We start from the raw sequence: 23,731 nt of genomic DNA, 5'->3' as shown, positions 1-23,731 counted from the left end.
GAGGCGGGCCGGGTCGTGGGTCGGCCAGAGCAGCGCGGCCGCGGTCGCGGCGACGAGTGCGAGGCCGGTGAGCGTCGCCGCCGCCGCGGTCATCCCCGCGACGGCGGCCAGCCACCCCGCGAGGGGGTAGGTGAGCAGCCAGCAGCCGTGGCTGAGCGCGAACTGGGCGGCGAACGCGGCCGGCAGATCCGCGGGCGCCGCGGAGCGGCGGATCAGCCCGCCGGCCGGTGTCAGGACCGTGGACGAGCCCGCGCCGAGGAGCGCCCAGACGGCCAGCAGCCCGCCCCAGGACCGGATGCCGTGCCCGAGGCCCGCTGTGAGGGCGGCGAGGGCGGCGCCGAGCAGGAACCCGGCGGGCAGCATGACCCCTCGGTCACCGAAGCGCTCCAGTGCCCGCGGCAGGAGCAGAGCGGCCACCATCGAACCGGCCCCGAACGCGCCCAGGGCCAGCGACACTTCGCCCGCCCCGAGACGCAGATGCTCCCTGACGAGCACCACCGTGTTGACGATGACCATGGCTCCGGCGGCCGCCGCGACGAGGTCCAGCGCGAGCAGGGCGCGCAGCCGGGGCGTGGCCCAGTGGAGACGGATGCCGAACGTCGCCCGTCCGTGGACGCCGCCGTCGCGCTCGACCGGGCGCGGCGCGGGCAGCGCCACCGACACGACCAGGGCCGCTGAGGCGAGGAAGCCGAGCGCCGTACCGGTGAACAGCCAGCTGTAGGTGACCGTCGCGAGCAGCGCGGCGGCCAGGACCGGACTGAGCAGGCTCTCGAGTTCGTAAGCCAGCCGCGAGAGCGACAGGGCGCGCAGGTAGTCGCGCTCGGAGGGCAGGATTTCGGGGATGGTCGCCTGGAAGGTGGGGGTGAACGCGGCCGATGCGGCTTGGAGCAGGAAGATGAGGACGTACACCTGCCACACCTGGTTGACGAACGGCAGGACGAGCGCGGTTCCGGCCCGGACGCCGTCCATCGTCACCAGCAGGGTGCGGCGCGGCACGCGGTCGGCGAAGGCGCTGATCAAAGGGGCGAGGCCTGCGTAGGCCACCATTTTGATGGCCAGTGCGGTGCCGAGGACGGCGGAGGCGTCGGCTCCGGCGAGGTCGTACGCCAGGAGGCTCAGGGCCACGGTGGCGAGGCCGGTGCCCGTGAGGGCGACGACTTGGGCGATGAACAGGCGGCGATAGGTGCGGTTCCGCAGCACTGAGCGCATGGCGGTGTCCCCTGGGTCGACGGCCCGGACACCTTCAGAGTAGACGACGTGTGCGCAGATGCGCACATGTCGACGGGAAGAATTACGCGTGCCAGGGCGCGCCGGTGACCTGGTGGTCGGCGTGGCTCAGCGCTTCGGTGACCAGGCGTCGGAGATGGCCGTCGCGCAGCGAATACACCATCCGGCGCCCGTCCTTGCGGGCCTGGACCAGGCCCGCGAGCCGCAGTTTGGCCAGATGCTGACTGACGGCGGGCCGGGCCGCCTCGCTCTCGGAGGCCAGCTCGGTCACGTCGGCCTCTCCCCCGGCCAGCAGCCACAGCAGGTGCAGGCGGGTGGGGTCGGCGAGCAGCGCGAACACGGTCGTGACGGTCTCCAACTGCTCCCTGCCTGGGCTCCGTTGGTGCCCATGATGTGCAGGTGAGGTCTCCGTGCGCTCCGGCATGGGTCCATCGTAGGGCCGTACGCCCCGGCGGCACCGGAATGGTCTCGCTGTTCCGGTGCCGCGTTCTGGGACGTCAGCCCCGCAGACGGGCCCAGGTCCTGGACCCCACGATGCCGTCGTCCTCGAGGTTCCAGGTGCGCTGGAACTTCTTCACGGCCTTGAGGGTGTCGCCCCCGAACTTTCCGTCGACTCCGTAGCGGCCGATGTTGTACCCCCGGTACTGGAGGATCGCCTGGATCTCCTTGACCTTGTTGCCGCGGTCGCCGTAGTCGGTGTACGTGTTGTTGACGTCGTAGCCGCAGTAGTAGCCGAAGTTCGAGTAGTAGGCGCAGGCGGCCAGGGCGGTGGACGGTGCGGCCTTCGTGGTGGCGGCCGTCGTGGCTGCCGACGGGGTCGCGGCCGATGCGGTGGCGGCGACTCCGGCGACCGCCGTCCCGGCGAGGAGGCCCGCGGCCAGCAGGGTCGCGGCAGTGCGGTGGATGGGCATGTGAGCTCCCTGGTGAGGGGGCGGCCTCGGGGCCGCCTCGGATGGGAATGCCCGGGCACTGTCCACGCTAGGAAGACGGCCGCCGGGATACGTCAACCGGCGGTGTGATTCCTGCCTGCACCCGTGGTTTGCGGGACTGCCCTCACGGTGTGCGGCGGGTCAACCCTCGCGGTAGCGCGAGGCGCGTCCCTCCATCGTGCGCGGTACGGCGTACCGGTTCAGGCCTTCGGCTCCGGCGTCCCGGGGGCGGTGGCGGGCGCCGGGACCGTGGCAGATGCGACGCGGTCGGTCGTGGGGCGTACGGGGATGAGCGCGGCGACGACCGCGGCCGTCAGGCCCACGCCGCAGCCGATCGCCATGGCGACGCGGAAGCCGTTCTCGGAGGGCAGCGCGTAGCCGCCGAAGTCCGTGGTCAGCCGGGCCAGGACGACTCCGATGACGGCCGCCGAGACGGAGCTGCCGATCGAGCGCATCAGGGTGTTGAAGCTGTTGGCCGACGCGGTCTCCGACGGGGGGACGGCGCCCATGATGAGGGCGGGCATCGCGCCGTAGGCGAAGCCGACTCCCGTGTTGCAGACGATCGTCACGATCAGCAGGCTCCAGGTGGAACCGGAACTGATCAGGGGCAGGGCGAGGCCGTAGCCCGCGGCGATGACGAGACTCCCCACGGACAGGGTGACCTTGGGGCCACGAGCGGCGGACAGCTTGGCGCCCAGTGGTGACATGGCCATCATCATGAGTCCGGCCGGAGCCATCCACAGGCCCATGGCGACCATCGACTGGCCGAGGCCGTATCCGGTGGCCTCGGGGAGCTGGAGCAGCTGCGGTACGACCAACGACTGCGCGTACATGGAGAATCCGACCAGGACCGAGGCCGCGTTCGTCATCAGGACCTGGGGGCGGGCGGTCACCCGCAGGTCGACCAGCGGGTCGGTCAGGCGTAGTTCCCGCCAGGCCCAGACGAGCAGCGTGACGACGGCGCCGGCGAACAGGCCCAGCGTGGTGGCGCTCCCCCAGCCCCAGTCGGCACCCTTGGAGACGCCGAGCAGCAAGCAGATCAGTCCGGCTCCCAGGCCGACGGCGCCGAGCCCGTCGAAGCCGCCGCGGGCGGCGTTCTGCCGTTCGGCGGGTACGAGGACCAGGATCAGGGCGCCGACGGCGAGGGCCAGACCCGCGACGACCCAGAACAGCACGCGCCAGCTGGCGTTCTCGGCGATCGCGGCGGCGAGCGGAAGGCCGAGCGCGCCACCGACGCCCATGGAGGCGCTCATGATGGCGATGGCCGAGCCGAGGCGCTCGGCGGGCACCACGTCGCGCAGCAGGCTGATGCCGAGCGGTACGACGCCCATGCCCATGCCCTGCAGTCCGCGACCGGCGATCATCGGCACGACGGACGAGGACACGGCGCACACGACGGAGCCCGCGAACAGCGGTACGAGAGAGGCGAGCAGCATACGGCGCTTGCCGAACATGTCGCCGAGTCGGCCCGCGACGGGGGTCGCCACGGCGGCGGCCAGCAGGGTCGCCGTGATGACCCACGAGGCGTTGGACGCGGAGGTGTCGAGCAGGTCGGGGAGTTCCGCGATCAGCGGTACGACCAAGGTCTGCGTGATCGCGGCCACGATGCCCGCGAAGGCGAGGATGCCGATCACCGCGCCCGGCCGGGTCGCGGGTTGCGCACTGTCCACGGGTGCTCCCTGTTGTCGCCGGCAGATGCCGTCTGTTGCCGTAGGTCGACGTGCCGTGGCACGACACCACGGAGACGATGTGCACCGTACACGAGATATGCATGATGCATACCCTGTGCGCCATGCACACCATGTGCAACATGCACACAATCCGTGGTATATCTGCTCGCATGGACAAGCCGCTGGACCAGATCGAGTTCGAAACGATGCTCCTCGGCCGCCACATGAGCCTGCTGACCTCGAGGGGCGGCGGGCGGCTCGACCGCAGCGCCTACATCATCCTCAACCGGATCCGCGCCCAAGGCCCCATGTCCATCAGCCAGTTGCGGGACGCGTTCGGCCTCGACACCTCCACACTGAACCGGCAGACCGCCGCGATGCTGCGCGCGGACGTCGTCGAGCGCATCCCCGACCCGGAGGGCGGCATCGCCCGCAAGTTCGCCATCACCGAGGAGGGCGAGCGCCGTCTGGACGACGACAGGGCCGAGAACGTCACGGGGCTCGGCAAGGTCCTGGCCCACTGGTCGCCCGAGGAGGCTGCGCAGCTCGCGGACTGTCTCGCCCGCCTCAACCGTGACATCGAACGGCTCGACGGCCGTCCCTGGCCGCGCGACCGGATCGAGGCCCACCCGGCGAAGCCACGCCGGCAACAACCGGACGGCTGACCGTCAGCGGTGCCGGGCGATCAGCATGCGTGCCATGTCCTTGGACCTCAGGGCCGCGTCGCGGTCGCCCTCCGCCGCCGAGATGATCGACCCCTTCATCAGGATGTGCCAGGACCGGGCGAACCCGTCGGAGTCGCGCAGCCCCGCTTCCTCGGCCATGCCGCGCACGTGGGAGCGGATGTTCTCCAGGTACTCGATGCTCGCCCGTCCCAGTGGATGCTTCCAGCCCATCTCCAGCAGTACGTTGATGAACGTACAGGCGTCGAAGTCGTCGCCCCGGAACCACTCGTCGAAGACGTCGAAAATGGCCAGCAGCCTGCCTTCCGGGGTTCGGCCGCGGCTGCGGGCACCCGCGACGACCCTCCCCAGGGTCCACTGCCGCTCCCTGCGGGCCAGGAACGCCAGGACGAGCTGGTCCTTCGAAGGAAAGTGCCGGTAGAGGGTCGCCTTGGCGACTCCCGAACGCGCGATGACCTCCTCGATGCCGACATCACGGATGCCGCGCTGCGAGAAGAGCTCGTACGCGGTCCTCAGTATCCGTTCGCGAGGCGCCAACTGATCCGCCGCGGACGGCGATCGTCTGTCCATCACCGTCCAGAATAGTCCTGGACACGGGCGCCGCCCGCTGCCATGGTCGAGGCATAGACACACGAGACAGACCGGTCTTTCTGGTCCCTGGCGATCACGGCTTTCCGCCCCACTCACCACAGGCCCCCATCACCACCCCAGGTCCCGGTGTGCTCACCAACCGGCAGGGCAGCCGACGCGGGAGATTCCGGCCACCTGCCCGCCACCGGGAGCCGCCCCGACGGGTGGGGCCGCACGCTCCCTGGCGCGCCCCTCCCGCCAGGTGAAGCCGCCCCACCCGTCGGACGCGCAGACACAGTCCCTTCGGCCGCGGAACACGGCCCCCGCGGCTGCCGCGCGAGGGGTCCCTCGGCGCCTGCTGAAACCGCCGTGCAACCACGCTGAATGCGCCCTCGCCCACCCTCTGTCGCATGACGACACGAACCGGATACGAAGCGGCGGAAGCCGCCACGACCGCACCCGCCGGCGGGCATCCACCCGCACTCGCCATCGCCGCGCACGGACTGCGTAAGGCCTACGGCGACAAGACCGTCCTCGACGGTGTCGACCTCGCCGTGCCGGGCGGGACCGTCTTCTCCCTGCTCGGGCCGAACGGAGCCGGGAAGACCACCGCCGTCAAGATCCTCTCCACCCTCGTCTCCCCCGGGCCGGGTTCCGGCGCGATCCGGGTCGGTGGGTTCGACCTCGTACGCGAACCGCAGGCGGTCCGCGCCGCGATCGGCGTCACCGGGCAGTTCAGCGCGGTCGACGGCCTGCTGACCGGGGAGGAGAACATGCGGCTCATGGCGGATCTGCAGCACCTGCCGCACCGCGAGGGCCGTCGCGTCGCCGGGGAGTTGCTGGAGCGGTTCGACCTCGTGGAGGCGGCCAAGAAGCCTGCCATCGGCTACTCCGGCGGCATGCGGCGGCGGCTCGACATCGCCATGACGCTGGTCGGCAAGCCGCGGATCATCTTCCTCGACGAGCCGACCACCGGCCTCGATCCGCGCTCACGGCACACCATGTGGGGAGTGGTCAGGGAGCTGGTCGCCGAGGGCGTCACCGTCTTTCTCACCACGCAGTATCTGGAAGAGGCCGACCAACTCGCCGACCGTATCGCCGTCCTGCACCACGGGAGGATCGCCGCCGAGGGCAGCGCCGACGCGTTGAAGCGGCTCGTGCCGGGCGGCCACGTGCGGGTGCGGTTCGACGATCCGGGCGCGTACCGGTCGGCCGCCGCCACCCTGCACGAGGCCGACACCGACGACGAGGCGCTGTCGCTGCGGGTCCCCTGCGACGGCAGTCAGCGTCAGCTTCGCGCCCTCCTCGACCGGCTGGACGCGGCGGGTGCGGAAGCGGACCGGCTGACCGTGCACACCCCCGACCTGGACGACGTGTTCTTCGCTCTCACCGGCGACGACGCCGCACCGTCCGCGTCCGCCGACTCCGAGGAGACCCCGCGGTGAGTGCCCTCTCCCTCGCCCTGCGCGACTCGTCCACCATGCTGCGCCGCAACCTCCTGCACGTACAGCGCTATCCGTCCCTCACCCTGAACGTCCTGCTCACACCGGTCGTCCTGCTGCTCCTCTTCGTCTACATCTTCGGCGACGTGATGAGCGCGGGCATGGCCGGCGGCGGCGCCGACCGCTCCGCGTACGTCGACTATCTGGTCCCGGGCATCCTGCTGATGACCATCGGCGGCACCCTCGTCGGAACCGCGGTGTCCGTCTCGATGGACATGACCGAGGGCATCATCGCCCGCTTCCGCACGATGGCGATCCACCGCGGCTCGGTGCTCGTCGGACATGTCGTCAGCAGCGTGTTGCAGTCGGTGGCCAGTGTGGTCCTCGTCGGGGCCGTCGCCGTGGGCATCGGCTTCCGGTCCAGGGATGCCACGGCCGTGGAGTGGCTTGCCGCGTTCGGGCTCCTGTCGCTCGTCGCCTTCGCGCTCACCTGGCTCGCCGTCGGCGTGGGGATGGTCAGCCCGAACGCCGAGGCGGCGGGCAACAACGCGGTCCCGCTGATCATCCTGCCGTTCCTGTCCAGTGCCTTCGTACCGGTCGAGGCGATGCCGGGCTGGTTCCAGCCGGTCGCCGAGTACCAGCCGTTCACACCCGCCATCGAGACGCTGCGCGGCCTGCTGCTCGGGAGCGGGATCGGCGGCGACGGCTGGCTCAGCGTCGCCTGGTGCCTGGGCCTTGCGGTGTTCGGCTACTTCTGGTCGACGTCCCTGTTCCATCGCGACCCGAGATGAGCACGAGCGCACGGGCTGCCCCGCGCAGGTCGTCGCGCCCCAGGGCGGCGTACGTCGACACCGCGTCGGCGTACGCCGCCCTGTCGGCGTCCTCGGCCTCCTGCCGGGCGCGGTCCGCCGACATCGTCGGCTGGAACTCGCGCAGTACCCGCATCCGTTCGGCCAGCGCGACCATCCGTACGGCGGAGACAGTGTCGGCCGCAGGTCCGGACGCGAGCCCCGCCATACCGAGCGCGTGCAGCACCGTCCCCACCACCGGAAGCTCCGTGACCGGGTGCGAGGCGTCGGACAGGAGTGCGCGGAGCCGGTCGACCGGCTCCGCGACCGGTTCGAGCCGGCCCGCGCGCGCGTGCGCCGTCACCGCCGCCGACTGGACGACCAGCGCCCACGGGTCGCGCCAGGGGTCTCCGCCGTACAACGGCTGCGCCTCGGGCAACCGCTCCACGGCGCGCCGCCAGAGAGCGAGGCCGGTTTCCGTCCGTCCGCGGGCGAGCGCGATCTCCGCGCGTGTGCCGAGGTCGGGACTGTAGAAGGCGTCCTGCTGCGGAAGGTCGTCGTCCGCCGCCCGGTGCAGCCAGTACTCGGCCTCGTCGGGGTCGCCGCGTTGCAGGCAGGCGAGGGCGAGTCCCTGCCGTATGCCCACGTAGTCGTGCTCGCCGCCGAGCCGCGGCAGCACGTCGAGTACGGCTTTGAGGTGCTCGTAGGCGACCTCGCCCCGCCCCGTCTGCAGGCACAGCTCGCTCAGCCGGGCGTGGCCCATCACCCGCAGGGTCGGGCTGTCTACCTGCGCCAGTGCGGCGATCATCCGGTGCGCCGAGGCGAGCGCGCGGTCGTGGTCGTGCTCGTACTTCCACACGTACGTGGCGACGCACTCGGCCACAGCGACGAGCAACGGCTGTTCGCTCGCGCGGAGTTCGTGCAGCACCGTGTAGTCGGGAGGGCGCATGTCGGGAATGGTGCCGAGCACCAGCGCGGTGGCGCGGAGCAGTGTGTCCGGTGGGGCCGGGGGCAGTCGGCGCAGGGTGACCAGCTGCCGTACCGCGTGCGGGCCGCAGTCCATGAACAGGCTCGCCGTGCACAACGTCGCGGCGGCGCGCGCGACTTCGACGTACTCGGGTTCGGGGTGGTAGTGCGACAGCGGCGGGCCGGTTTCGGCGGCGAGGGCGACGAGGCGCGCGTAGTTCAGGTCGGTCGACCACAGGGCGGCGAGTACGGCGGTGAGGGCCGCGGTCGTGGGGCCGTCCGCGCGGGCCAGCGCGTACCGCAGGGCGAGGACGAGGTTGTCCTGCTCGGGCTTGATGTGCTCCCGGGCGGCGTTGGGGTCATTGGAATCGATGGGGCTCGTGGGGCCTCCGCAGACTGCTGGGCCGACGAGCCCGGCGTGGTTCGCGACCCCGAACTCCCGCGCCCACGCGAGGAACCGGTCCACGGCCATCTCCTCCTCGCCCGCCTCCTCCCTCCGTGCCGCGCTGAACTCCCGTACGGTCTCCAGCATGCGGAACCGCACGCCGACGGGCGTGTCGGCGACGGTGAGCAGCGACTGGTCGGACACCTGCTCCAGCAGCGACAGCGCCTCCTCGCCGAGCACCCGCTCCGCCGCCTCGCCGGAGAAGCCGCCGGGGAACACGGAGAGCGTGCGCAGCGCGGCCCTGGCCTCGGTGGTGAGCAGGTTCCAGCTCCACTCGACGACCGCGTGCAGCGTGCGGTGCCGCTCCGGTACGTCCCGCGCCCCGCCCCGCAGCAGCGCGAACCGGTCGCCGAGGCGGCGGGCGATCTGCGGCACCGACAGCACCCTGACCCGTGCGGCGGCCAGCTCCACGGCGAGGGGCAGACCGTCGAGGTGGCGGCAGAGCTCGGCCACGGCGTCCGGCGGCAGCTCCACGTTGGGGCGGGCGGCTTCGGCACGCTGGGCGAACAGTGCGGCCGAGGTGTCGGGGCCGAGCGCCGGCAGGGCGTACAGCGCCTCCGACGTGAGGTCCAGCGGGGCGCGGCTGGTGGCGAGCACTCGTAGATCTTTGGAGGTCGACACGAGGGTTCGTACGAGGTCGGCGGCGCCCCGGACGACCTGTTCGCAGTTGTCGAGGATCAGGAGGGCGGGGCCGGTTCCGAGCGCGGCGCGGATGCCGGCCGTCGGGTCGGCCGGGGCGTGGCCGCCGATGCCGCCGGGCCGCCCCTCCCCCACACCGAGCGCGGCGGCCACCTCCGCCGCCACGTCGCTGTCCGCGGTGAGGCCGGCGAGCGGCACGACATGCACGACGCGCTGTTCGGCGCGGCGGCCGACGGCGTGCGCGAGCCGGGTCTTGCCGAGACCACCGGTGCCGACGACGGTGACGACGCGCGCGGTGCGCAGCAGTCTCAGCACCTCGGTGATGTCCATGTCCCTGCCGAGGAGTTGGTTCGGCTCGTGGAGCACGCCGTGGCGGACGACCGGCGTCCCGCCGCGCAGCAGCTCCTGTTGCAGGGTCCTGAGTCCGGTGCCCGGCTCCGTGCCGAGCTCGTCGCGCAGCTGACGCCGGTACGTCTCGTACCGCGTCAGTGCGGCGGACGGCCCCGCCGTCGCCGCCTCACCGCGGAGGAGTTCGGCGAGCGCTTCTTCGTCACGCGGATGCCGGGCGGCGGCAGCGGCGAGCGGTGCGGCCGCCTCTGTGTGCCGCCCGAGGCGGGCGAGGGCGAGTGCCCGGGCGCGTTCGAGGGTGTCGCGGGCGGCGGCGCGTTCGGTGCGCAGTGTGGCCACGAGGGCGTCGGCGGTGCCGGTTCCGCCGGGGGCGTTCTCGGGGGCGCCCTCCCACAGGGCGAGGCCGGCTTCGGCCGCCGCCAGCGATCCCGCGTGGTCCCCCGCCCTGGCCCGGTCCGCGCTCGCGGTGGCGTGCAGGAGCAGGGCGGAGCTGTCGACCTGGTCCTCGGCGAGTGCGAGCCGGTACCCGGTCGGCGTGGTGGCGATGATGTCGGCGCCGAGCTGGGCCCGTGCCCTGGACACGAGGACCTGTACCGCTTTTTCCGGCCGGTCGGGCAGCTTGTCCGGCCACAGGCCCGCCACGAGCCGCTCCACGCTGCAGCCGGTGCGCAAGTCGTCGGCCAGCAGGGCGAGGAGGCCGCGGAGCCGGGGTGCGGTGATCTCCTGGCCGCGGTGGGCGACCCGCGCCAGCAGGGTCAGGTCGATGGTCACCCGGTTCCTTCCGTGAGCTCTCAGAGCCTGTCTCCCCTGCTCGAGCGGAGCCGAGAGCTTGGGGGAGTGCGTGCCGGGCGCCGGGGCGCAGGCGGGGGTTCAATGACAGGCTCTCACCCTCAGAGGGTGTGCACTGGGGGCTGACGGCGCCGCGCCTCCGGGGAAGACGCCGTTCACCGAACTCCGGCAGCGGTACGCCGCGGGTGAGCGAGTCTTCGGCGATTCCAACGGCTTCGGCAACGCGTGGCGCGCATCACGGCTCTCGGTGGCTTTTCAGTGGCTGGGGACGCCCTCGCCCTCCAGCTCCCTCTTGAGGTTGCGCAGGGTCCGGTCGATGTTGCCCACCTGGAACGCGGCGAAGGTCCGGCCTCGCGTGGCGATCCGGTCGAAGGCGTTCGCCACGAAGTCCGGCCAGGAGCGCCGGTCGTCCGTCCAGGTCTCGGTCACGCGCGTCACCGCCCCCGCTGCCTCCGCACCGGCCTCCGCCGAGGCTTCCACCTCCTCGAAGCGGTACTCCCAGGTGGCGATGGGCGCGCTCAGCCGGGGGCGCTTCAGGCCGATCGCGTGCACGCGGAAGGCGAAGCGGCTGCCCGGGTCCGCCGCGGTCACCGTGCAGCGGGTGGTCCAGCGGAACGCTCCGCGCTTGTTGTGCCCGAGGAAGACCAGGCCCGTCGTGGCCGGTTCGTCCGGGCCGGGCACGGTCGCGCCGAGGTTCTCCGGGCTCCAGCGGCCCATCTGCGCGGGCCTGCTGACCTGCGCGTACACCTCCGACGGGGACGCCTGGACCAAGATGCTGCGGGACACGGTGAGCGTGCGGGCCATGGGGAATGCTCCGTTCCTCGGCCCCCGACCTTACCCGCCAGTAGGCCGCACGGGAAGCGCCAGATCATCGCGGGATCCCAGCGGCGGATGCGCCGGTGCCGCCCGTTCCTTCGTCAGCGCCTTGGTGATCCTCCGGGCCAGGAGCGGGTCGGCCGGCAGCGTGTGCGCGGCGAACCAGCGGGCGGCCGACGGGTCGGGGGACGGCTCCACGAACTCGGCGCCCGCGTAGTCGTCGAGCGGCGGATCGTAGATGTATCCGGCGACGACCCCGTGCCGCACCAGACGGTCCACCAGCTGGTCGCGGTCCTGAACCAGCAGCGGTACGCGGAAGAGCGGCGGCGGACGGCCGTCCGCGGGCCGGTTCTGGAGCGCCCGGGTCGCCCAGCCGGTGCCCGCAAGGAGCGACGAGCCCGCCCTGCGCCGCTCGAGGCCGGCGTCGAGCCGGGCGGTGCGCAGCTTCAACTGCCCCCGGACCAGCGCCCCGTGGCGGGATCGGTAGCCGTGCAGGTCGACGCGGACCCATGGATCGTACGCAGCGAGACTCGGCGCCTCGGACGCGCAGCGCGTGAGACGGGGCGCGTGCAGGTCCATGCGGAACGTGTCGCGCTCCAGCAGTCCGAGGCGCTGCAGGGTGCGCCAGACGGGGTGCACGAGGTGCAGGCTCCGCACGGCCGAACGGGCCAGGGGGCGCAGGGTGGTGGACAGGTCGGCGCGGAGGCTGCGCGGCAGCAGGAGCTCGTCGCGCAGCCGTTCCAGCCTGCGGCAGGCCCCCTCGTCCTCGACGGCGAGGAAGCCGCCCGCCGTCGCCGCCACGTGTTTGGAGAGGCTGAACGCCGCCGCCGTCCCGAACGTTCCGATCGGCCGCCCGTCCACGTGCGTGCCGATCGCGTGGGCGGCGTCCTCGAAGAGCGGTATGCCCAACTGGGCGCAGCGGCGGCGGAGTTCGACGACACGGTCGGGGATGCCGTACAGGTTGGTGGTGAGGACGGCGTCCACGTTCCGCCACGTCCGTTCCGGCACGGCCGCCGGGTCGATGTTGCCGTCCCACACGGAGACCGGGGCCTGCACCGGGCGCAGTCCCGCCGCGAGGACCACGAAGAGGATCACGTCGTCGTTCACCGGCGACATCAGGACGCGCGCGCCGGGTCTGCACCAGTGCCGCAGCGCCAGATAGAGCGCGAGGCGTGCCGAGGGTGTGTAGACGCAGGGGCGTCCCAGCCGCCTCGCCATCGTCGTGGCGAGCCCCGATCCGTACGGCATCCTCACCTCTTCCGTACCGCTCCAGTACCGCTTCCGTCCCTCTTCCTTCCGCGCCGCTCCTGCGTCTCTTCCGTACGGCTCTCGTGCGGCTCCCGTGCCCGTCCCGCGCATCTGCCTTACCGAGACCGAGGCGCCCTCAGCGCCCGGAACCCGGACGCGACGTGCGCATCGTGCCGACGGTCTTCAGGAGCCGGTCGGCCGGCTCCCTGAGCCGGGGGTGGGCAAGGACGGTGTTCCGAAGCCCTCGCACCGGTCTGCGCCACAGCCGGTGCGCCGCCGCCACCGGGTGGGGGCGGATCGCGAACCCTTCTCCGACGCGCAGTTCACGGGTCTTGAGCCAGTCCTTGTACTCCTTGTCGCCCCGGCCCATGTCCATGATCCGCACCCCGTCCCGGCCCGCGGCCTCCGCCATCCGCAGATGCATGATGAGCCCCGGCGAGTAGTAGCTGAGCTCGGGGTCGTACGCGGTGAACCAGGCGGCGGACACGGTGCGCGACGCCGGCCCGAAGTGCGCGGCGACCGGCCGGTCACCCGCGTACACCACGGAGAGCGTGCCGGTGAAGTGGTCCTCGCGGACCTGGAAGAGGTCGTGCACCAGGTCGACTATCCAGGGCCGCGCGAAGCGGTCCATGCGGCCCGTCCTGCGGTACTGGGCGGACTTCCAGCGCATGAGGGTGCGCAGCAGCTCGCGGTCGCGCTCGTCGTGGACGAACCGCATCTCCCCCACGTCGCGGCCGAGGCGGCGCTCCTTCTTCAGCGTCGTCTTGGCCAGGCCCGGGTAGGCGCCGCGCAGCCACTCCGCGTAGCTCTCCTCCTCGCCGACCTTCAGGTCGAGCACCGGGGAGGCGAAGGTGCCGGTGACGTACGCGCCGAATGGTTCCTGCTCCTCGACGAGATGGTCGAACTCGAAGACGGAGAGCCCGCAGGCCCGCAGCAACTGGTGGGTGCTCCAGGTGACTCCGGGCCGGTGGACGAGGGCCTGGCAGTCGGAGAGGCCGAGGCCGATGGCCCGGCCCACGCCGAAGGCGTTGCGCTCGAAGGGCAGGAAGCCAACGGCCTCCCCCTTCTCACGCAACACCGCCACGCGGGTTCCGCCCCGGTGCCGGGCGACACCCATCGCGAACTCCGGTGCCAGGAAGGGGTTGGCGAACCGGGGCGACTCGTCCATCGCCCGGTGCCAGGCTGCGCGCAGCGATGCACTCAGCCCGTCGAGCCGGTGGATCGTGATGTCCATCTCAGGCCGACCGCCCTTCCGCGAGCTGACCGCTCCCCCGCGCCTGCCCTGCGAGGCTCAAAGGTCGCGAAAGCGTACGCATGTGTCAAGAGCGCCGACCGCGAGCGCGCCAACGGGGCCCGGGCCGGCGCCGCGTCACTCGCAGTACTCCGCGTCGAGGATCGCGCGCATGGACGCGCCGTCCCAGTCGGCGTTGTAGCTGTAGGACAGTTGGTGCCGGCCGTCCTCCGTGCTGAAGGCCATGGAGAGCCAGCCGACCATGCCGCCGCCGTGGCCCCAGAGCGTGGTGCCGCAGCTGGTCCTGATCTGTGAGAGGCCGAGGCCGTAGGACATGCCCGGTGCGTCGGGCACGGCGACGGTGGTCTTCATCGCCTTGAGCTGCTTCGGCGGCAGGAGTTCGCCTCGCAGCAGCGCGTGGTAGAAGCGGTTGAGGTCACCGGTGGTGGAGACGATGTCGCCGTCGGCCCAGCCCTGCGAGCCGTTCATCTCGGTGATGTCGTCGATCCGGTCGGGGTCGGACGGGAAGAGTTTGGAGTAGCCGCGGCTGCTGGGCCCGGGCAGGTGGATGCTGTTGCCGGGGTTCTTGGTGGCCTTGAGCTTCAGGGGCTTGATGATGCGGTCGCGGACCTCGGCCTCGTACGTCCTGCCGCCGGTCTTCTCGATGATCAGCCCGGCCAGGATGTAGTTGGTGTTGGAGTACGAGTGCTTGGCGCCGGGCTCGAACAACGGCTTGTGGGAGAGGGCCACGGCCACGTGCTTCTCGGGCGGCAGGGTGTCGTACCGGTGCGTGAGGTAGCCGTCGCCTTGCAGATACGTCCTGCTGTACTCCTCGTCGGCGAGGTAGTCGAACAGCCCGCTGGTGTGGTTGAGGAGCTGTCTCACGGTGATGGCGCGGCCGTCGTTCCCGTTGCCGCGCACCATCCCGGGGAGGTGACGTTCGACGGTGTCGTCGAGGTCGAGCTCTCCCTCCGCCTCCATCTGGAGGAGCACGGTCGCCACGAACGACTTGGTGATGCTGCCGACGCGGAACCGGTCGTTCTTGCCGCGCGGCGCACCCGATTCGAGATCGCCCACACCGGCCGCCGACGACCAGACGCCGTGCGCGTCGCGTGCCTGTGCCGCGATACCGGGGGTGCCGGCGCGCACGACCGCGTCCATGGCGCGCCGGGTGGCCCGGTGGTGCTTGTCCCCGAAGGCCCGGGCCGCCTCGGTCCCGGCCGACTGGGTCCGGCCCGCCTCTGCCCGTCCTGAATAGGTCCGTCCTGAATCGGTCCGTCCTGAATCGGCTCGGGCCGGGGTCACGAACGCGGTCGCCGCGATCGCGGCCGCGACGATGCCCACCATGCCGGTCTTCGTGCGCTTGTGTAACGCCATGCCTCACTCCTCGCAGGTGTCACAGGTATCAGCGGGAGCTCTGTCGCCCCCGTGGCAAGACCACGGCCCGGTGCCGGGGGTTGAGCGGGCGGGGCTGATCGGCGCGTGGCGGACGCTCAGTCCTGACCCACGGTGTACCGGTCCTTGACCTTCACCTCGGCGACCGACCGCCCCTCGGGGAAGACGCTCCGCCAGTCACCGATCACATGAAGCTCGTCGGTACCCATCGCGCGTACGACGGTGAGCCCCTCGTCATACGCCCTGTAGGCCTTCATCCAGAGGTTGGAGAACGCCTGCGAACGGATCAGGTGCATCCAGTCCGGGCGGTAGAGCTCGCGGTTGTAGTTCGACTCCCCCATCGTGGCGACGAACTTGGAGTACATCGCCTTCACGTACTCCAGCGTCACCTCGTCGTCCTCGCCGATCGCCCGGTCCCGGGCGTCCTTGAGGGCGACGCGGAACTTCTCCAGGAGCCCCTCGGTCGCGCCCGAGGTGTACGACTCGTGGATCGTGGGCGGGTCGCACAGCCCGTACTTCGGCGACGACAGACGCAGGAGCAGGCGCAGCGTGGGCTCGGTGATCCAGAGCGGCCCCGGCTCGTCGCGGTTCCCGATCGGGTTCGGCAGCACGCCTTCGTGCTCCCAGGCGGGGGGCGTGACGAGGTGGACGCCCGCGCGGCGCCGGTCGTGGCCGAAGCCCGTGGAGTGCTCGAGCTGGCCGATCGGAAGGTGCGTCTTGAGCGCGGAGAGATACGCGCCGTTGATGTCGAGGGCCGTCACCTCGTGTGTGCCCAGCGGCAGTTCGGGGCGGGTCCACTTGGGGCGGGCCTCCCAGATCTGGTCCGGGCCGCGCGAGGTCTGCTTGCGGAGGATGTCGGGGATCCAGGGGTGCGCCACGATGTCGTAGCGGCCGCCCTTGCGGGTCTCGTCCAGCAGGGCCATCGCGTCGGGGATGGCCCGCTTCACGAGGGCGGCGGTGGCGGCTTCCACGTCACCCTCGTGCGTGGCGAGCGCGTCCTTCACGGCACGGCTGATGGCGTCGGGGGTGTTCGGGGTCTCGGCCGCGGTGATCGTGGCGCGGCGGCCTTTGGGGGCGAGCTTTACGGGGGGAGGGGCTGGGGCGGGTGCCGGGGCGGATGCGGGTGCGGGTGCCGGTGGCACCGGTGTGGCTACGGATGCCGGTCCGGCGTCGGCGGTGCCGCACTCGGCGGGGTCCAAGTGTTGCGTGAAGCCTTCGATCCGGTCGACCGCGGGCTGCCCGCACAGGACGCACGGCTCGGGTTCGGGCGCGCGGTCCGGTTCCGGCTCCGGGACTGGCTGCGGCTCCGGGACTGGCTGCGGCTCCGGCTCCGGCTCCGGCTCCGGGTTGAGCCTCGTGCGGGCCGACTCCAGGAAGTACGCGTACTTCTCACGTACCACTCCCGTCGGCTCCCGTCCCGACTCCCAGCCGCCGACCGTGGTCGGGCTGACACCGATGGCGCGCGCCACCTGGGCCTGGGACAGGTTGAGGGCGTCGCGCAGTGCGCGGCGTTCCTCGGCGGGGGGCAGCTCCGCCTCGGGTCCGGACGCGGCCAGGAGCGCGTCGATCGCGTCGAAGTCGCTCACCGCCGGGCCTCCTTCGGCTCATCGGCCGCGGTACGGCGTTTCGGCACGGTGCGGCGGCGGCCGGTGGGGAGTGCGTCGCACGCGCGCGTGGGGCCGGCCAGGAGGTCGAGTACGTCGATGCCGTAGTGCGCGGCGATCGCGTCGCAGTCGTCCAGACTCCAGGCGGCGATACCGGACTGACGACGCGACACCTGCGTCTGGTCGACCGCCAGCACGGCGGCGATGCTCGCCTGCGTGTCGCCGGTGAGCCGCATCAGCGCGGCCACGGCAGCCCGCAGTCGCTCGCTGGAAGACATCCCCATGCTCGCAGCCTATCCAAGCGTGCGCGGTATTCGCACACGGCACGCGGAATACGCATTGCCGGAGGTCAACACGCCAGCACGCCAGCACGCCGGTGCGTCAGCACTTCAGCATGTCGGCACGCTTGGTTTCGCCAGATGAAGACCTGCGCGCTCGGGCCGCCTTCGGAGAACCGGCCCGAGGCGGAGGCTTCCCGTAACAGTGTCCTGAGCCGCCCCCTGCGGACAGGGTGTCGTCCCGCTCCCGACCAGCCGCCATGCCCGCTCGCCAGCTCTCCCACGTCGTATCGCGCTCCCCCGTCGCTCGGGGGCCGCACTCAGAACGTACTCTTTTCGCTCATCCGGATCTTTGCCCGCAAGGTGCCATCAAGGTGCCCGCAAGAGGAGTCTCATCAGTGGAGTTTCGGCTGCTCGGAGCGGTTTCCGTCGCCACTGAGGTCGGCGTGCTGCCCCTCGGCCCCGCAAAGCGGCGCAGCCTGCTCGCCGCCCTGCTGCTCAGGCCGAACCATCCGGTCCCGGTCGACCAGCTCACCGCCGCGCTGTGGGACCACGAACCGCCCGCGCGGGCACGCGGTGTCATCCAGGGCCATGTGTCGCGGCTGCGGGTCCTGCTCAACAGCGCGGACGCCGACATGTTCGGCGTCGAACTGCTCACCCAGGGCACCGCGTACGTCCTGCGGATGCCGGAGTCCCTGCTGGACGCCCACCGCTTCGAGGAACTGGTGACGCTTGCCCGCAGCCAGCGGGCGCCCGACGACGCGGTGGCGATGTACCAGGAGGCGCTGTCACTGTGGCAGGGGCCCGCGTTGACCGGCGCCTATCCGAGTCAGCCGCTTCAGGCCGCCGCGCAGGCGCTGGAGGAACTCCGCCTCGCCTCCGTGGAGTCGCTGGCGACGGCGTACTCGGGGATGGGAGAGCACGCCCGCGCCGCCGCGGTCCTGCGTGCGGAGACGAGCGTTCACCCGCTGCGCGAGTCGCTGGCCGCCGCGCTCGTGCGGGAGCTGCAACGGGCGGGGCGCCGCTCGGAGGCCCTCGACTGCTTCCACCGCACGCGTCGGCTGCTCGCCGACGAGCTGGGGGTCGACCCGGGCCGGGAGCTGGCCGACGCGTACACCGATGTGCTGCGCGGGGAGGACGCGGCGGGTGGTGCGGCGCGACGGTCCGGCTCGTCCGCGATTCCGGCCTCCGGGTCTACAGCGGCCCCGCCCGCACCCGCGACCGCCCCCCTGCCCTCACCGTCAGGCTCGACCTCACCTTCAGCGTCACCCTCGGTCTCCACCTCAGCCGCACCCCCGAGCGCGGACCTCCAACCGGCAGCCGCCACACTCCCCGTCCCGGCCCCAGCCTCAGTCCCAGTAACAACTCAGGCCCCATCGGCCCCGCCAGTCCCCTCCCCCGCCCCCCTGCCGCCCCCCACAGTCGACCTCCTCCCCCGCATGCCCCGCGGCTTCCACGGTCGCGCCGACGAGCTCACCGCCCTGTCCCGGGCGGCCGCCGGCGAAGCGCCCGTCTGTCTGGTCACCGGACCCGCGGGCGTCGGCAAGACGGCGCTCGTGGCGCACTGGGCGCACCGCAACCGCGAGCAGTTCCCCGGCGGGCTGCTCTACGCCGACCTGCGCGGCTTCAGTGACACGGGTGAGCCGGCCCTCCTCGAAGTGCTACGGGAGTTCCTGCTCGCGCTGGGGGTCGCGCCGCGCCGCGTACCGGAGTCCGCCGGTGGCGCGTCCGCGCTGTTCCGTTCGCTGTGCGCGGACCGCAGGATCCTCGTCGTACTCGACAACGCGCGGGCGTCCGAGCAGGTGAGAGAGCTGCTGCCGGGCGGCGCGGAGTGCGTCACCGTGGTGACGAGCCGGTACCGGCTGCGCGGTCTCATCGCCTCCGACGCGGCCCGGCCGGTCCCCCTGGACGTACTCGAACCGGAGGACAGCACCGCGCTGCTCGCCGCGGTGCTCGGCCAGGAGCGGGTGCTCGCCGAGGAGGTGGCCGCTCGGCGCCTCGCGGAGCTGTGCGGCGGACTGCCGCTCGCCCTGCGGGTCGCGGCCGCCCGGCTGGCGGACCAGCCCGACTGGCCGTTGAGCTCGATGAGCGCCGAACTGTCCGACGAGTCACGCCGATTGAGCCTCCTGGACGTGGAGGACACCGGTGTCCGCGCCGCGCTGCGGCTGACGGTGCGGCGGTTGCCGGACGACGCGGCGCACCACTTCGCCCATCTGGGCCAGCATCCGGGCACACACGTCGACCGGTACGCGGCCGCGGCCCTCGCGGGGACCGACCCGGACACGGCAGCCGCCGCGCTGGACAAGCTCACCGCGGCGCACCTCGTGATCCGGACCGCGCCGGACCGCTGGACGCTGCACGACCTCGTACGGCTGTACGCGCGGGGCCTGGAGGCCGGGCCCGACGCTCTGGTGCGCGGCCTCGACCACAGCGTGGCCACGGCGCTCGCCGCCGCCGACGCGGCCGAGCCGGGCGACGAGTCGTGCTTCACGCTGCCCACGGACTTCCGTCCGCCGCAGGCGACGAGGGAGTTCACCGACCGCGAGCAGGCCATGGCCTGGTACGCGGCCGAGCGCGACGACCTGGCACTGGCCGCGGCCGCCGGGCGCGCCGCGGGGCTGCACGGCAGGACGTGGCGGATCGTCCTCGCGCTGTGGCCGCAGATCGTCTGGCGGGTGCGGGACGACTGGACTCCTCTGTTGCGTACGGCACTCGACGCGGCGCAGGCCGACGGGGACGCGCGGGCCGAGTCGCGGGTGCGTGCGCTGCTCGGGTGGGTCCTGACGGAGGAGGGCCGTACCTCCGAGGCGCTGGCGCATCTGGAGGCCGCGCCCGTGCTCGCCGCGCAGGCCGGTGACCGGCGGGGCGAGGCGACCGCGCTGATCAACCTGTCGCTCGCGCAGTCCGAACTCGGCAGCCCCGAGGAGGCCGCCGAGGGCTGCGCACTGGCCGCGGAGCTCGCGCACAGCGTCGGCGACCGGAACACCGAACGCCTCGCCCTGTACCACCTCGCCCGGCACCGCCTCGACGCACGGGAGTGGCAGCCCGCCTTCGAGACGGCGGTCGCGGCACTCGACCTCGACGCTCCTTCGGAGGCGTCGGCGGCGGCACGGGTGCTGCTGCGGACCGTCATCGGCGAGGCGTTGCTCGGCATGGGCGACGAGGCCGAGGGCATCCGGCGGCTGGAGAGCGCGGCCCGCGAGGCGGAGTCGTCCGGCTACGACGACGGTGCGGTCCGCGCGCTCGGTGCGCTGCTGCGGGTCTCGGCGGACGCGGGGCTACAGGCGCGGTACGACACGGCGATGGTGCGGCTGATGGCTCGTACGTGAGGGGCGGCGCTCACGGTCAGCACGGAAGGGGCCCGCAGGTCGGGAGAAGTCCGCACCTCGAGAGGGGCCCGCACCTCGGGTCAGGGCCGTACGTACGCCGGGCCGGGTCCGCGCGTCGTGCGGGGTCCGTCCGTGCGTCTCACTCCGCGGCTCTACCGGGCGGCGTCTCCTGCTCGCCGCGGGCGGCGTGCTCGGTGAGCTGCTCGTTCACCTCGCGGGTCTGCTCGGCGAGCCGACGGGCCCGCTCCTCGGCGCGGTCCGCCCGCGCGTTGATGCGGGCGATGTCGTCCTCGATGACCTTCAGGGCCATCTCGGTCGCGGCGTCCGCGTCCCGCGGCGGCAGATCGCCGGGGAGCGCCTCCAGCGCGGTCTTGACCGCGGGGATGCCGCCGCGTTCGTGGATCTCTTTCCAGAACTCGTAGTCCATCGCGCCATCCTGTCCGATCGGGCGGCGCCGACGCGAACGGCGGCCGCGACGCCTGGGAGCGGGAGGGCCCCCGAGTGCCGTCCCCGCCCTGTCGCGCCCGTGCCGAGTGCCCGCGCCCTAGGACGCGGGCGTTGCGGGCGTGCCGGGCCGGGCGGGCGTGCTGAAGTCCAACAGGTCCTCGGCCGTCTGCTGGGTCTCCTCCGCAGCCTTGCGGGCCGTGGCGACGACGTCGCCGTGTTCCTGGATGAGCGTGTGGTAGATCGGCGCCTGGGTGGCGTCATTGGCCGGCATGACCTGCGGCTCCTTGTTCGGTGACGGTGTCGGACTGGTCCGCCGTGGGCGGCCGACCCGCGACCTTACGCGAACTCGGTACCGCGATGGGACCCGACCCCGATCATGAGACGGCCCCTTGTGACCACCTTCACACGCGTGTGCCCGCCGAGGCCCGTGGAGCGCGGGGTGGCTGTGCCGGAGCGTTGGTGGTCCGTCACGGTCGCCCCGCCGTTCCGTGGAGGCATCCCCGTACCGCACGTGAGGGACGGGCGTATCCGGGTACTCGCCGTACCGGCACTATTCGCAGACGGACTCGCACACGGGCCCGAGGAGGCGTCCATGCCGCTCACGTTCCGCAAGAGTCTCCGGATCCTTCCCGGGGTGCGCCTGAACATCAACAAGCGCTCGTGGTCCCTGACCACGGGTGGCCGTCACGGCCCGCGGCGCACCCACAGCAGTACCGGCCGCCGCACGACGTCGATGGACCTGCCCGGTCCGTTCGGCTGGCGCCGGACGACGAAGCGGCGGTAAAAGCCCGCGCCGTGACGGACTCCCCTCTGTTACGGTCCCCGACATGAACAAGCGCGCTGCGATGACGACGACGCCGGAGAGTGTCCCGGCGCGCTGACCGATGTCTCAGTCCGAAGCCCCGGGGCGAGTGCCCCGGGGCTTCGGCTTGTGGTCACTCGCCCCACGTCCGCGAGGAGACCCCCGTGAACACCGCCACCAGCAACCACGACCACCGCAAACTCGGCCGCGAACTGGGCCTGTTCGGCACCGATCCGCTGATCGGCGCGGGGCTCCCGTACTGGCTGCCGGACGGCGCCGCCGTGCGGCACGCCCTGGAGGGGTACATCCGCGACGCCGAGCGGCGCGCGGGCTACCGGCACGTGTACTCGCCCGTGCTCGGCAAGCGGGAGTTGTACGAGATCTCGGGACACTGGTCGCACTACAGCGACGACATGTTCCCGCCGATGGAGCTGGGCGGCGAGCAGGTGGTACTGCGGCCGAGCCTGTGCCCGCACCACGCGGTGATGTACCGATCCCGCTCCCGCAGTCACCGCGAGCTTCCGCTGCGCATGGCCGAGACCGGCGGCATGTACCGCGCCGAACTCTCCGGAGTACTGGGCGGGTTGAACCGTGTCCGCGCCATCCACCTCAACGACGCCCACGTCTTCTGCACCCTGGACCAGGTCGCCGACGAGGCGCGCGCCGCACTGGAGATGATCCGGCGCGCGTACGACGCGCTCGGCATCGAGCCCGCCCGCTTCCGGCTCTCCCTGCCGGGCCCCGGCGGCAAGTACGTCGCCGACCCCGAGAAGTGGCGGCGGTCCACCGCTCTGCTCACCGAGGTGCTCGACGGCTCCGGGCTGCCCTACGAGGCCGCCGAGGGCGAGGCCGCGTTCTACGGTCCGAAGATCGACGTGCAGGTCGTGGACGCGGCGGGCCGCGAGTCCACCCTCTCCACCGTGCAGGTCGACTTCCACCAGCCCGAGCGGTTCGATCTGCGCTACATCGGCGCGGACGGCGCCAAGCACCGCCCGGTGATGGTCCACCGCAGCATCATCGGCAGCGTGGAGAGAGCGGTCGCGCACCTCGTCGAACGGCACGGCGGGGCGTTCCCCGCCTGGCTCGCGCCCGTCCAGCTGGCGGTCCTGCCGGTGTCCGAGGACCAGCTGCCGGGCGCCGGCGGGCTGCTGCGGAGGTGCGCGGAGCTCGGTCTGCGGGCCGAGCTCGCCGGTCCCGAGCTCGGCAGTCTGGGCGCGCGCGTGCGGGCCGCCCGTCTCGTGCCCTACCAGGCCGTCATCGGCGCCAAGGAGGACGCCGACGGCCTGGTCGCGCTCCGGCTGCGCGACGGGCGGCGCATCGCCCCGATGCCGGTCGCCGACGCCCTCACCCGGATCGGTGAGCTCGTCGGGGCGCACCGCACCGAGCTGTGGGACACCGAGTAGGGGTCAGAGCGCGCCGACGACCAGCGTCAGCCCCATGACCGTCATCGTCGCTGCGATCAGGAAGTCCAGCGCGCGCCAGGAGGCGGGCCGCGCGAAGAAGCCGCTGAGCAGCCGCGCGCCGTAGCCGAGCGCGGCGAACCAGCAGACGCTGCCGAGCATCGCGCCCGCACCGAAGGCCCAGCGCAGCGCGTCGTGGCCGGCGGCGACCGAGCCGAGGAGGAGGACGGTGTCGAGGTAGACGTGCGGGTTGAGCCAGGTCATGGCCAGGCAGGCGAGCAGGGCGCCGCGGCGTGATCCGGCCGTCGCGCCGGTGGCTGTCATGGCGGTGGGGCGCAGGGCACGGCGTGCGGCGAGTACGGCGTACGAGAGGAGGAAGCCTCCGCCTATCAGGCCGACGAGGGTCAGCGCGGGCGGCCAGGCCGTGACCACCGTGCCGACTCCGGCCACGCCCGCCGCGATGAGCACCATGTCGGAGAACGCGCAGATGGCGACCACGCTGAGCACCGACTGACGTCGGATGCCCTGGCGCAGGACGAAGGCGTTCTGTGAGCCGATGGCGACGATGAGCGAGAGTCCGGTGCCGAATCCGGCAGCCGCGGCGGTCAGTGCTGTTCCCATGGCTTCGACGTTAAGGATCATTGGTGCCATAAGTACAGGTAATGATTCTGATGTAGCTTAAGCA

20 protein-coding genes and 1 pseudogene are annotated in these 23,731 nt (G+C 72.2%); 6 read left to right on the top strand and 15 right to left on the bottom strand.

Going from position 1 to position 23,731, the window contains the following annotated elements; all coding sequences use genetic code 11:
* Window positions 1-57: 57 nt before the first annotated feature.
* The 4 genes and pseudogenes from AC07DO_RS32720 to AC07DO_RS32705 all read right to left on the bottom strand — a co-directional run.
* Window positions 58-1,209 (bottom strand): annotated as a pseudogene (locus AC07DO_RS32720) (MFS transporter); the annotation flags it as partial.
* A gap of 82 nt (window positions 1,210-1,291) precedes the next feature.
* Window positions 1,292-1,651, bottom strand: a complete 360-nt coding sequence (locus AC07DO_RS32715) for an ArsR/SmtB family transcription factor (RefSeq protein WP_479064834.1) — start codon at window positions 1,649-1,651, stop codon at window positions 1,292-1,294.
* 73 nt (window positions 1,652-1,724) lie between these two features.
* On the bottom strand, window positions 1,725-2,138 hold the full coding sequence (locus AC07DO_RS32710; protein WP_479064832.1) for a peptidoglycan-binding domain-containing protein: 414 nt from the start codon (window positions 2,136-2,138) through the stop codon (window positions 1,725-1,727).
* 218 nt (window positions 2,139-2,356) lie between these two features.
* On the bottom strand, window positions 2,357-3,826 hold the full coding sequence (locus AC07DO_RS32705; RefSeq protein ID WP_479064830.1) for an MFS transporter: 1,470 nt from the start codon (window positions 3,824-3,826) through the stop codon (window positions 2,357-2,359).
* A gap of 170 nt (window positions 3,827-3,996) precedes the next feature.
* Here AC07DO_RS32705 and AC07DO_RS32700 point away from each other — a divergent pair, with 170 nt between their 5' ends.
* Window positions 3,997-4,491, top strand: a complete 495-nt coding sequence (locus AC07DO_RS32700) for a MarR family winged helix-turn-helix transcriptional regulator (RefSeq protein ID WP_479064828.1) — start codon at window positions 3,997-3,999, stop codon at window positions 4,489-4,491.
* Between the two features lie 3 nt (window positions 4,492-4,494).
* On the opposite strand, the gene AC07DO_RS32695 is transcribed toward AC07DO_RS32700, so the two are convergent.
* Window positions 4,495-5,079, bottom strand: coding sequence for a TetR/AcrR family transcriptional regulator (locus AC07DO_RS32695; protein WP_479064826.1), 585 nt, complete (start codon window positions 5,077-5,079; stop codon window positions 4,495-4,497).
* 410 nt (window positions 5,080-5,489) lie between these two features.
* On the opposite strand from AC07DO_RS32695, the gene AC07DO_RS32690 reads away from it, so the two are divergent.
* Complete coding sequence (locus tag AC07DO_RS32690; RefSeq protein ID WP_479064824.1) at window positions 5,490-6,524, top strand: ATP-binding cassette domain-containing protein; 1,035 nt, start codon at window positions 5,490-5,492, stop codon at window positions 6,522-6,524.
* The gene (locus AC07DO_RS32685) at window positions 6,521-7,312 is read left to right on the top strand and encodes an ABC transporter permease (protein WP_479064822.1); all 792 of its coding nucleotides are present in this window, start codon (window positions 6,521-6,523) and stop codon (window positions 7,310-7,312) included. Before AC07DO_RS32690 ends, AC07DO_RS32685 begins: the two co-directional genes overlap by 4 nt.
* Here the strand turns inward: AC07DO_RS32685 and AC07DO_RS32680 are convergent.
* The 7 genes from AC07DO_RS32680 to AC07DO_RS32650 form a co-directional block, all read right to left on the bottom strand.
* Entirely contained in the window at window positions 7,233-10,478 is a 3,246-nt protein-coding gene (locus AC07DO_RS32680; RefSeq protein WP_479064820.1) for an ATP-binding protein, read from the bottom strand. The genes AC07DO_RS32685 and AC07DO_RS32680 overlap by 80 nt on opposite strands.
* 273 nt (window positions 10,479-10,751) lie before the next feature.
* Window positions 10,752-11,300 carry an SRPBCC family protein gene (locus AC07DO_RS32675; RefSeq protein WP_479064818.1) on the bottom strand — a complete coding sequence of 183 codons (549 nt, stop codon included), beginning with the start codon at window positions 11,298-11,300 and terminating at the stop codon, window positions 10,752-10,754.
* A gap of 30 nt (window positions 11,301-11,330) precedes the next feature.
* A complete protein-coding gene (locus tag AC07DO_RS32670) occupies window positions 11,331-12,560 on the bottom strand; it encodes a DegT/DnrJ/EryC1/StrS family aminotransferase (protein WP_479064816.1) in 1,230 nt (409 codons plus the stop codon).
* 136 nt (window positions 12,561-12,696) lie between these two features.
* Complete coding sequence (locus AC07DO_RS32665; RefSeq protein ID WP_479064814.1) at window positions 12,697-13,794, bottom strand: GNAT family N-acetyltransferase; 1,098 nt, start codon at window positions 13,792-13,794, stop codon at window positions 12,697-12,699.
* 135 nt (window positions 13,795-13,929) lie between these two features.
* The gene (locus tag AC07DO_RS32660) at window positions 13,930-15,168 is read right to left on the bottom strand and encodes a serine hydrolase domain-containing protein (protein ID WP_479064812.1); all 1,239 of its coding nucleotides are present in this window, start codon (window positions 15,166-15,168) and stop codon (window positions 13,930-13,932) included.
* A 116-nt stretch (window positions 15,169-15,284) separates the two neighbouring features.
* Window positions 15,285-16,772 (bottom strand): helix-turn-helix domain-containing protein, encoded by a 1,488-nt coding sequence (locus tag AC07DO_RS32655; RefSeq protein WP_479064810.1) that lies wholly within the window; start codon window positions 16,770-16,772, stop codon window positions 15,285-15,287.
* Window positions 16,769-17,074: an XRE family transcriptional regulator gene (locus tag AC07DO_RS32650; RefSeq protein ID WP_479064809.1), complete on the bottom strand. Its 306-nt coding sequence runs from the start codon at window positions 17,072-17,074 to the stop codon at window positions 16,769-16,771. Before AC07DO_RS32650 ends, AC07DO_RS32655 begins: the two co-directional genes overlap by 4 nt.
* Window positions 17,075-17,466: 392 nt before the next feature.
* Here AC07DO_RS32650 and AC07DO_RS32645 point away from each other — a divergent pair, with 392 nt between their 5' ends.
* The gene (locus AC07DO_RS32645) at window positions 17,467-20,397 is read left to right on the top strand and encodes an AfsR/SARP family transcriptional regulator (protein ID WP_479064807.1); all 2,931 of its coding nucleotides are present in this window, start codon (window positions 17,467-17,469) and stop codon (window positions 20,395-20,397) included.
* A gap of 139 nt (window positions 20,398-20,536) precedes the next feature.
* Here AC07DO_RS32645 and AC07DO_RS32640 read toward each other — a convergent pair whose 3' ends face one another.
* Together AC07DO_RS32640 and AC07DO_RS32635 are read right to left on the bottom strand one after the other, a co-directional pair.
* Window positions 20,537-20,824 (bottom strand): hypothetical protein, encoded by a 288-nt coding sequence (locus AC07DO_RS32640; protein WP_479064805.1) that lies wholly within the window; start codon window positions 20,822-20,824, stop codon window positions 20,537-20,539.
* 117 nt (window positions 20,825-20,941) lie between these two features.
* Window positions 20,942-21,115: a hypothetical protein gene (locus AC07DO_RS32635; RefSeq protein ID WP_479064803.1), complete on the bottom strand. Its 174-nt coding sequence runs from the start codon at window positions 21,113-21,115 to the stop codon at window positions 20,942-20,944.
* Between the two features lie 321 nt (window positions 21,116-21,436).
* On the opposite strand from AC07DO_RS32635, the gene AC07DO_RS32630 reads away from it, so the two are divergent.
* Entirely contained in the window at window positions 21,437-21,628 is a 192-nt protein-coding gene (locus tag AC07DO_RS32630) for a DUF4236 domain-containing protein (protein WP_150175295.1), read from the top strand.
* Between the two features lie 182 nt (window positions 21,629-21,810).
* A complete protein-coding gene (gene thrS, locus AC07DO_RS32625) occupies window positions 21,811-23,049 on the top strand; it encodes a threonine--tRNA ligase (protein ID WP_479064802.1) in 1,239 nt (412 codons plus the stop codon).
* Between the two features lie 3 nt (window positions 23,050-23,052).
* On the opposite strand, the gene AC07DO_RS32620 is transcribed toward thrS, so the two are convergent.
* Window positions 23,053-23,667 (bottom strand): LysE/ArgO family amino acid transporter, encoded by a 615-nt coding sequence (locus tag AC07DO_RS32620; protein WP_479064801.1) that lies wholly within the window; start codon window positions 23,665-23,667, stop codon window positions 23,053-23,055.
* Window positions 23,668-23,731 lie beyond the last annotated feature (64 nt).

This window comes from Streptomyces sp. NPDC045678 (assembly GCF_056432085.1).
The sequence above is the reverse complement of the archived record's forward strand: the minus strand, read 5'-3'. Positions and strand labels throughout refer to the sequence as shown.

What these genes read in the sequence shown, in the direction of transcription:
- AC07DO_RS32665 (WP_479064814.1), bottom strand. Translation starts at nt 13,794, where the DNA reads ATGGACATCACGATCCACCGGCTCGACGGGCTGAGTGCATCGCTGCGC.
- AC07DO_RS32675 (WP_479064818.1), bottom strand. Translation starts at nt 11,300, where the DNA reads ATGGCCCGCACGCTCACCGTGTCCCGCAGCATCTTGGTCCAGGCGTCC.
- AC07DO_RS32700 (WP_479064828.1), top strand. Translation starts at nt 3,997, where the DNA reads ATGGACAAGCCGCTGGACCAGATCGAGTTCGAAACGATGCTCCTCGGC.
- AC07DO_RS32710 (WP_479064832.1), bottom strand. Translation starts at nt 2,138, where the DNA reads ATGCCCATCCACCGCACTGCCGCGACCCTGCTGGCCGCGGGCCTCCTC.
- AC07DO_RS32670 (WP_479064816.1), bottom strand. Translation starts at nt 12,560, where the DNA reads ATGCCGTACGGATCGGGGCTCGCCACGACGATGGCGAGGCGGCTGGGA.
- AC07DO_RS32695 (WP_479064826.1), bottom strand. Translation starts at nt 5,079, where the DNA reads ATGGACAGACGATCGCCGTCCGCGGCGGATCAGTTGGCGCCTCGCGAA.
- AC07DO_RS32640 (WP_479064805.1), bottom strand. Translation starts at nt 20,824, where the DNA reads ATGGACTACGAGTTCTGGAAAGAGATCCACGAACGCGGCGGCATCCCC.
- AC07DO_RS32650 (WP_479064809.1), bottom strand. Translation starts at nt 17,074, where the DNA reads ATGGGGATGTCTTCCAGCGAGCGACTGCGGGCTGCCGTGGCCGCGCTG.
- AC07DO_RS32660 (WP_479064812.1), bottom strand. Translation starts at nt 15,168, where the DNA reads ATGGCGTTACACAAGCGCACGAAGACCGGCATGGTGGGCATCGTCGCG.
- AC07DO_RS32635 (WP_479064803.1), bottom strand. Translation starts at nt 21,115, where the DNA reads ATGCCGGCCAATGACGCCACCCAGGCGCCGATCTACCACACGCTCATC.
- AC07DO_RS32620 (WP_479064801.1), bottom strand. Translation starts at nt 23,667, where the DNA reads ATGGGAACAGCACTGACCGCCGCGGCTGCCGGATTCGGCACCGGACTC.
- AC07DO_RS32630 (WP_150175295.1), top strand. Translation starts at nt 21,437, where the DNA reads ATGCCGCTCACGTTCCGCAAGAGTCTCCGGATCCTTCCCGGGGTGCGC.
- AC07DO_RS32690 (WP_479064824.1), top strand. Translation starts at nt 5,490, where the DNA reads ATGACGACACGAACCGGATACGAAGCGGCGGAAGCCGCCACGACCGCA.
- AC07DO_RS32715 (WP_479064834.1), bottom strand. Translation starts at nt 1,651, where the DNA reads ATGCCGGAGCGCACGGAGACCTCACCTGCACATCATGGGCACCAACGG.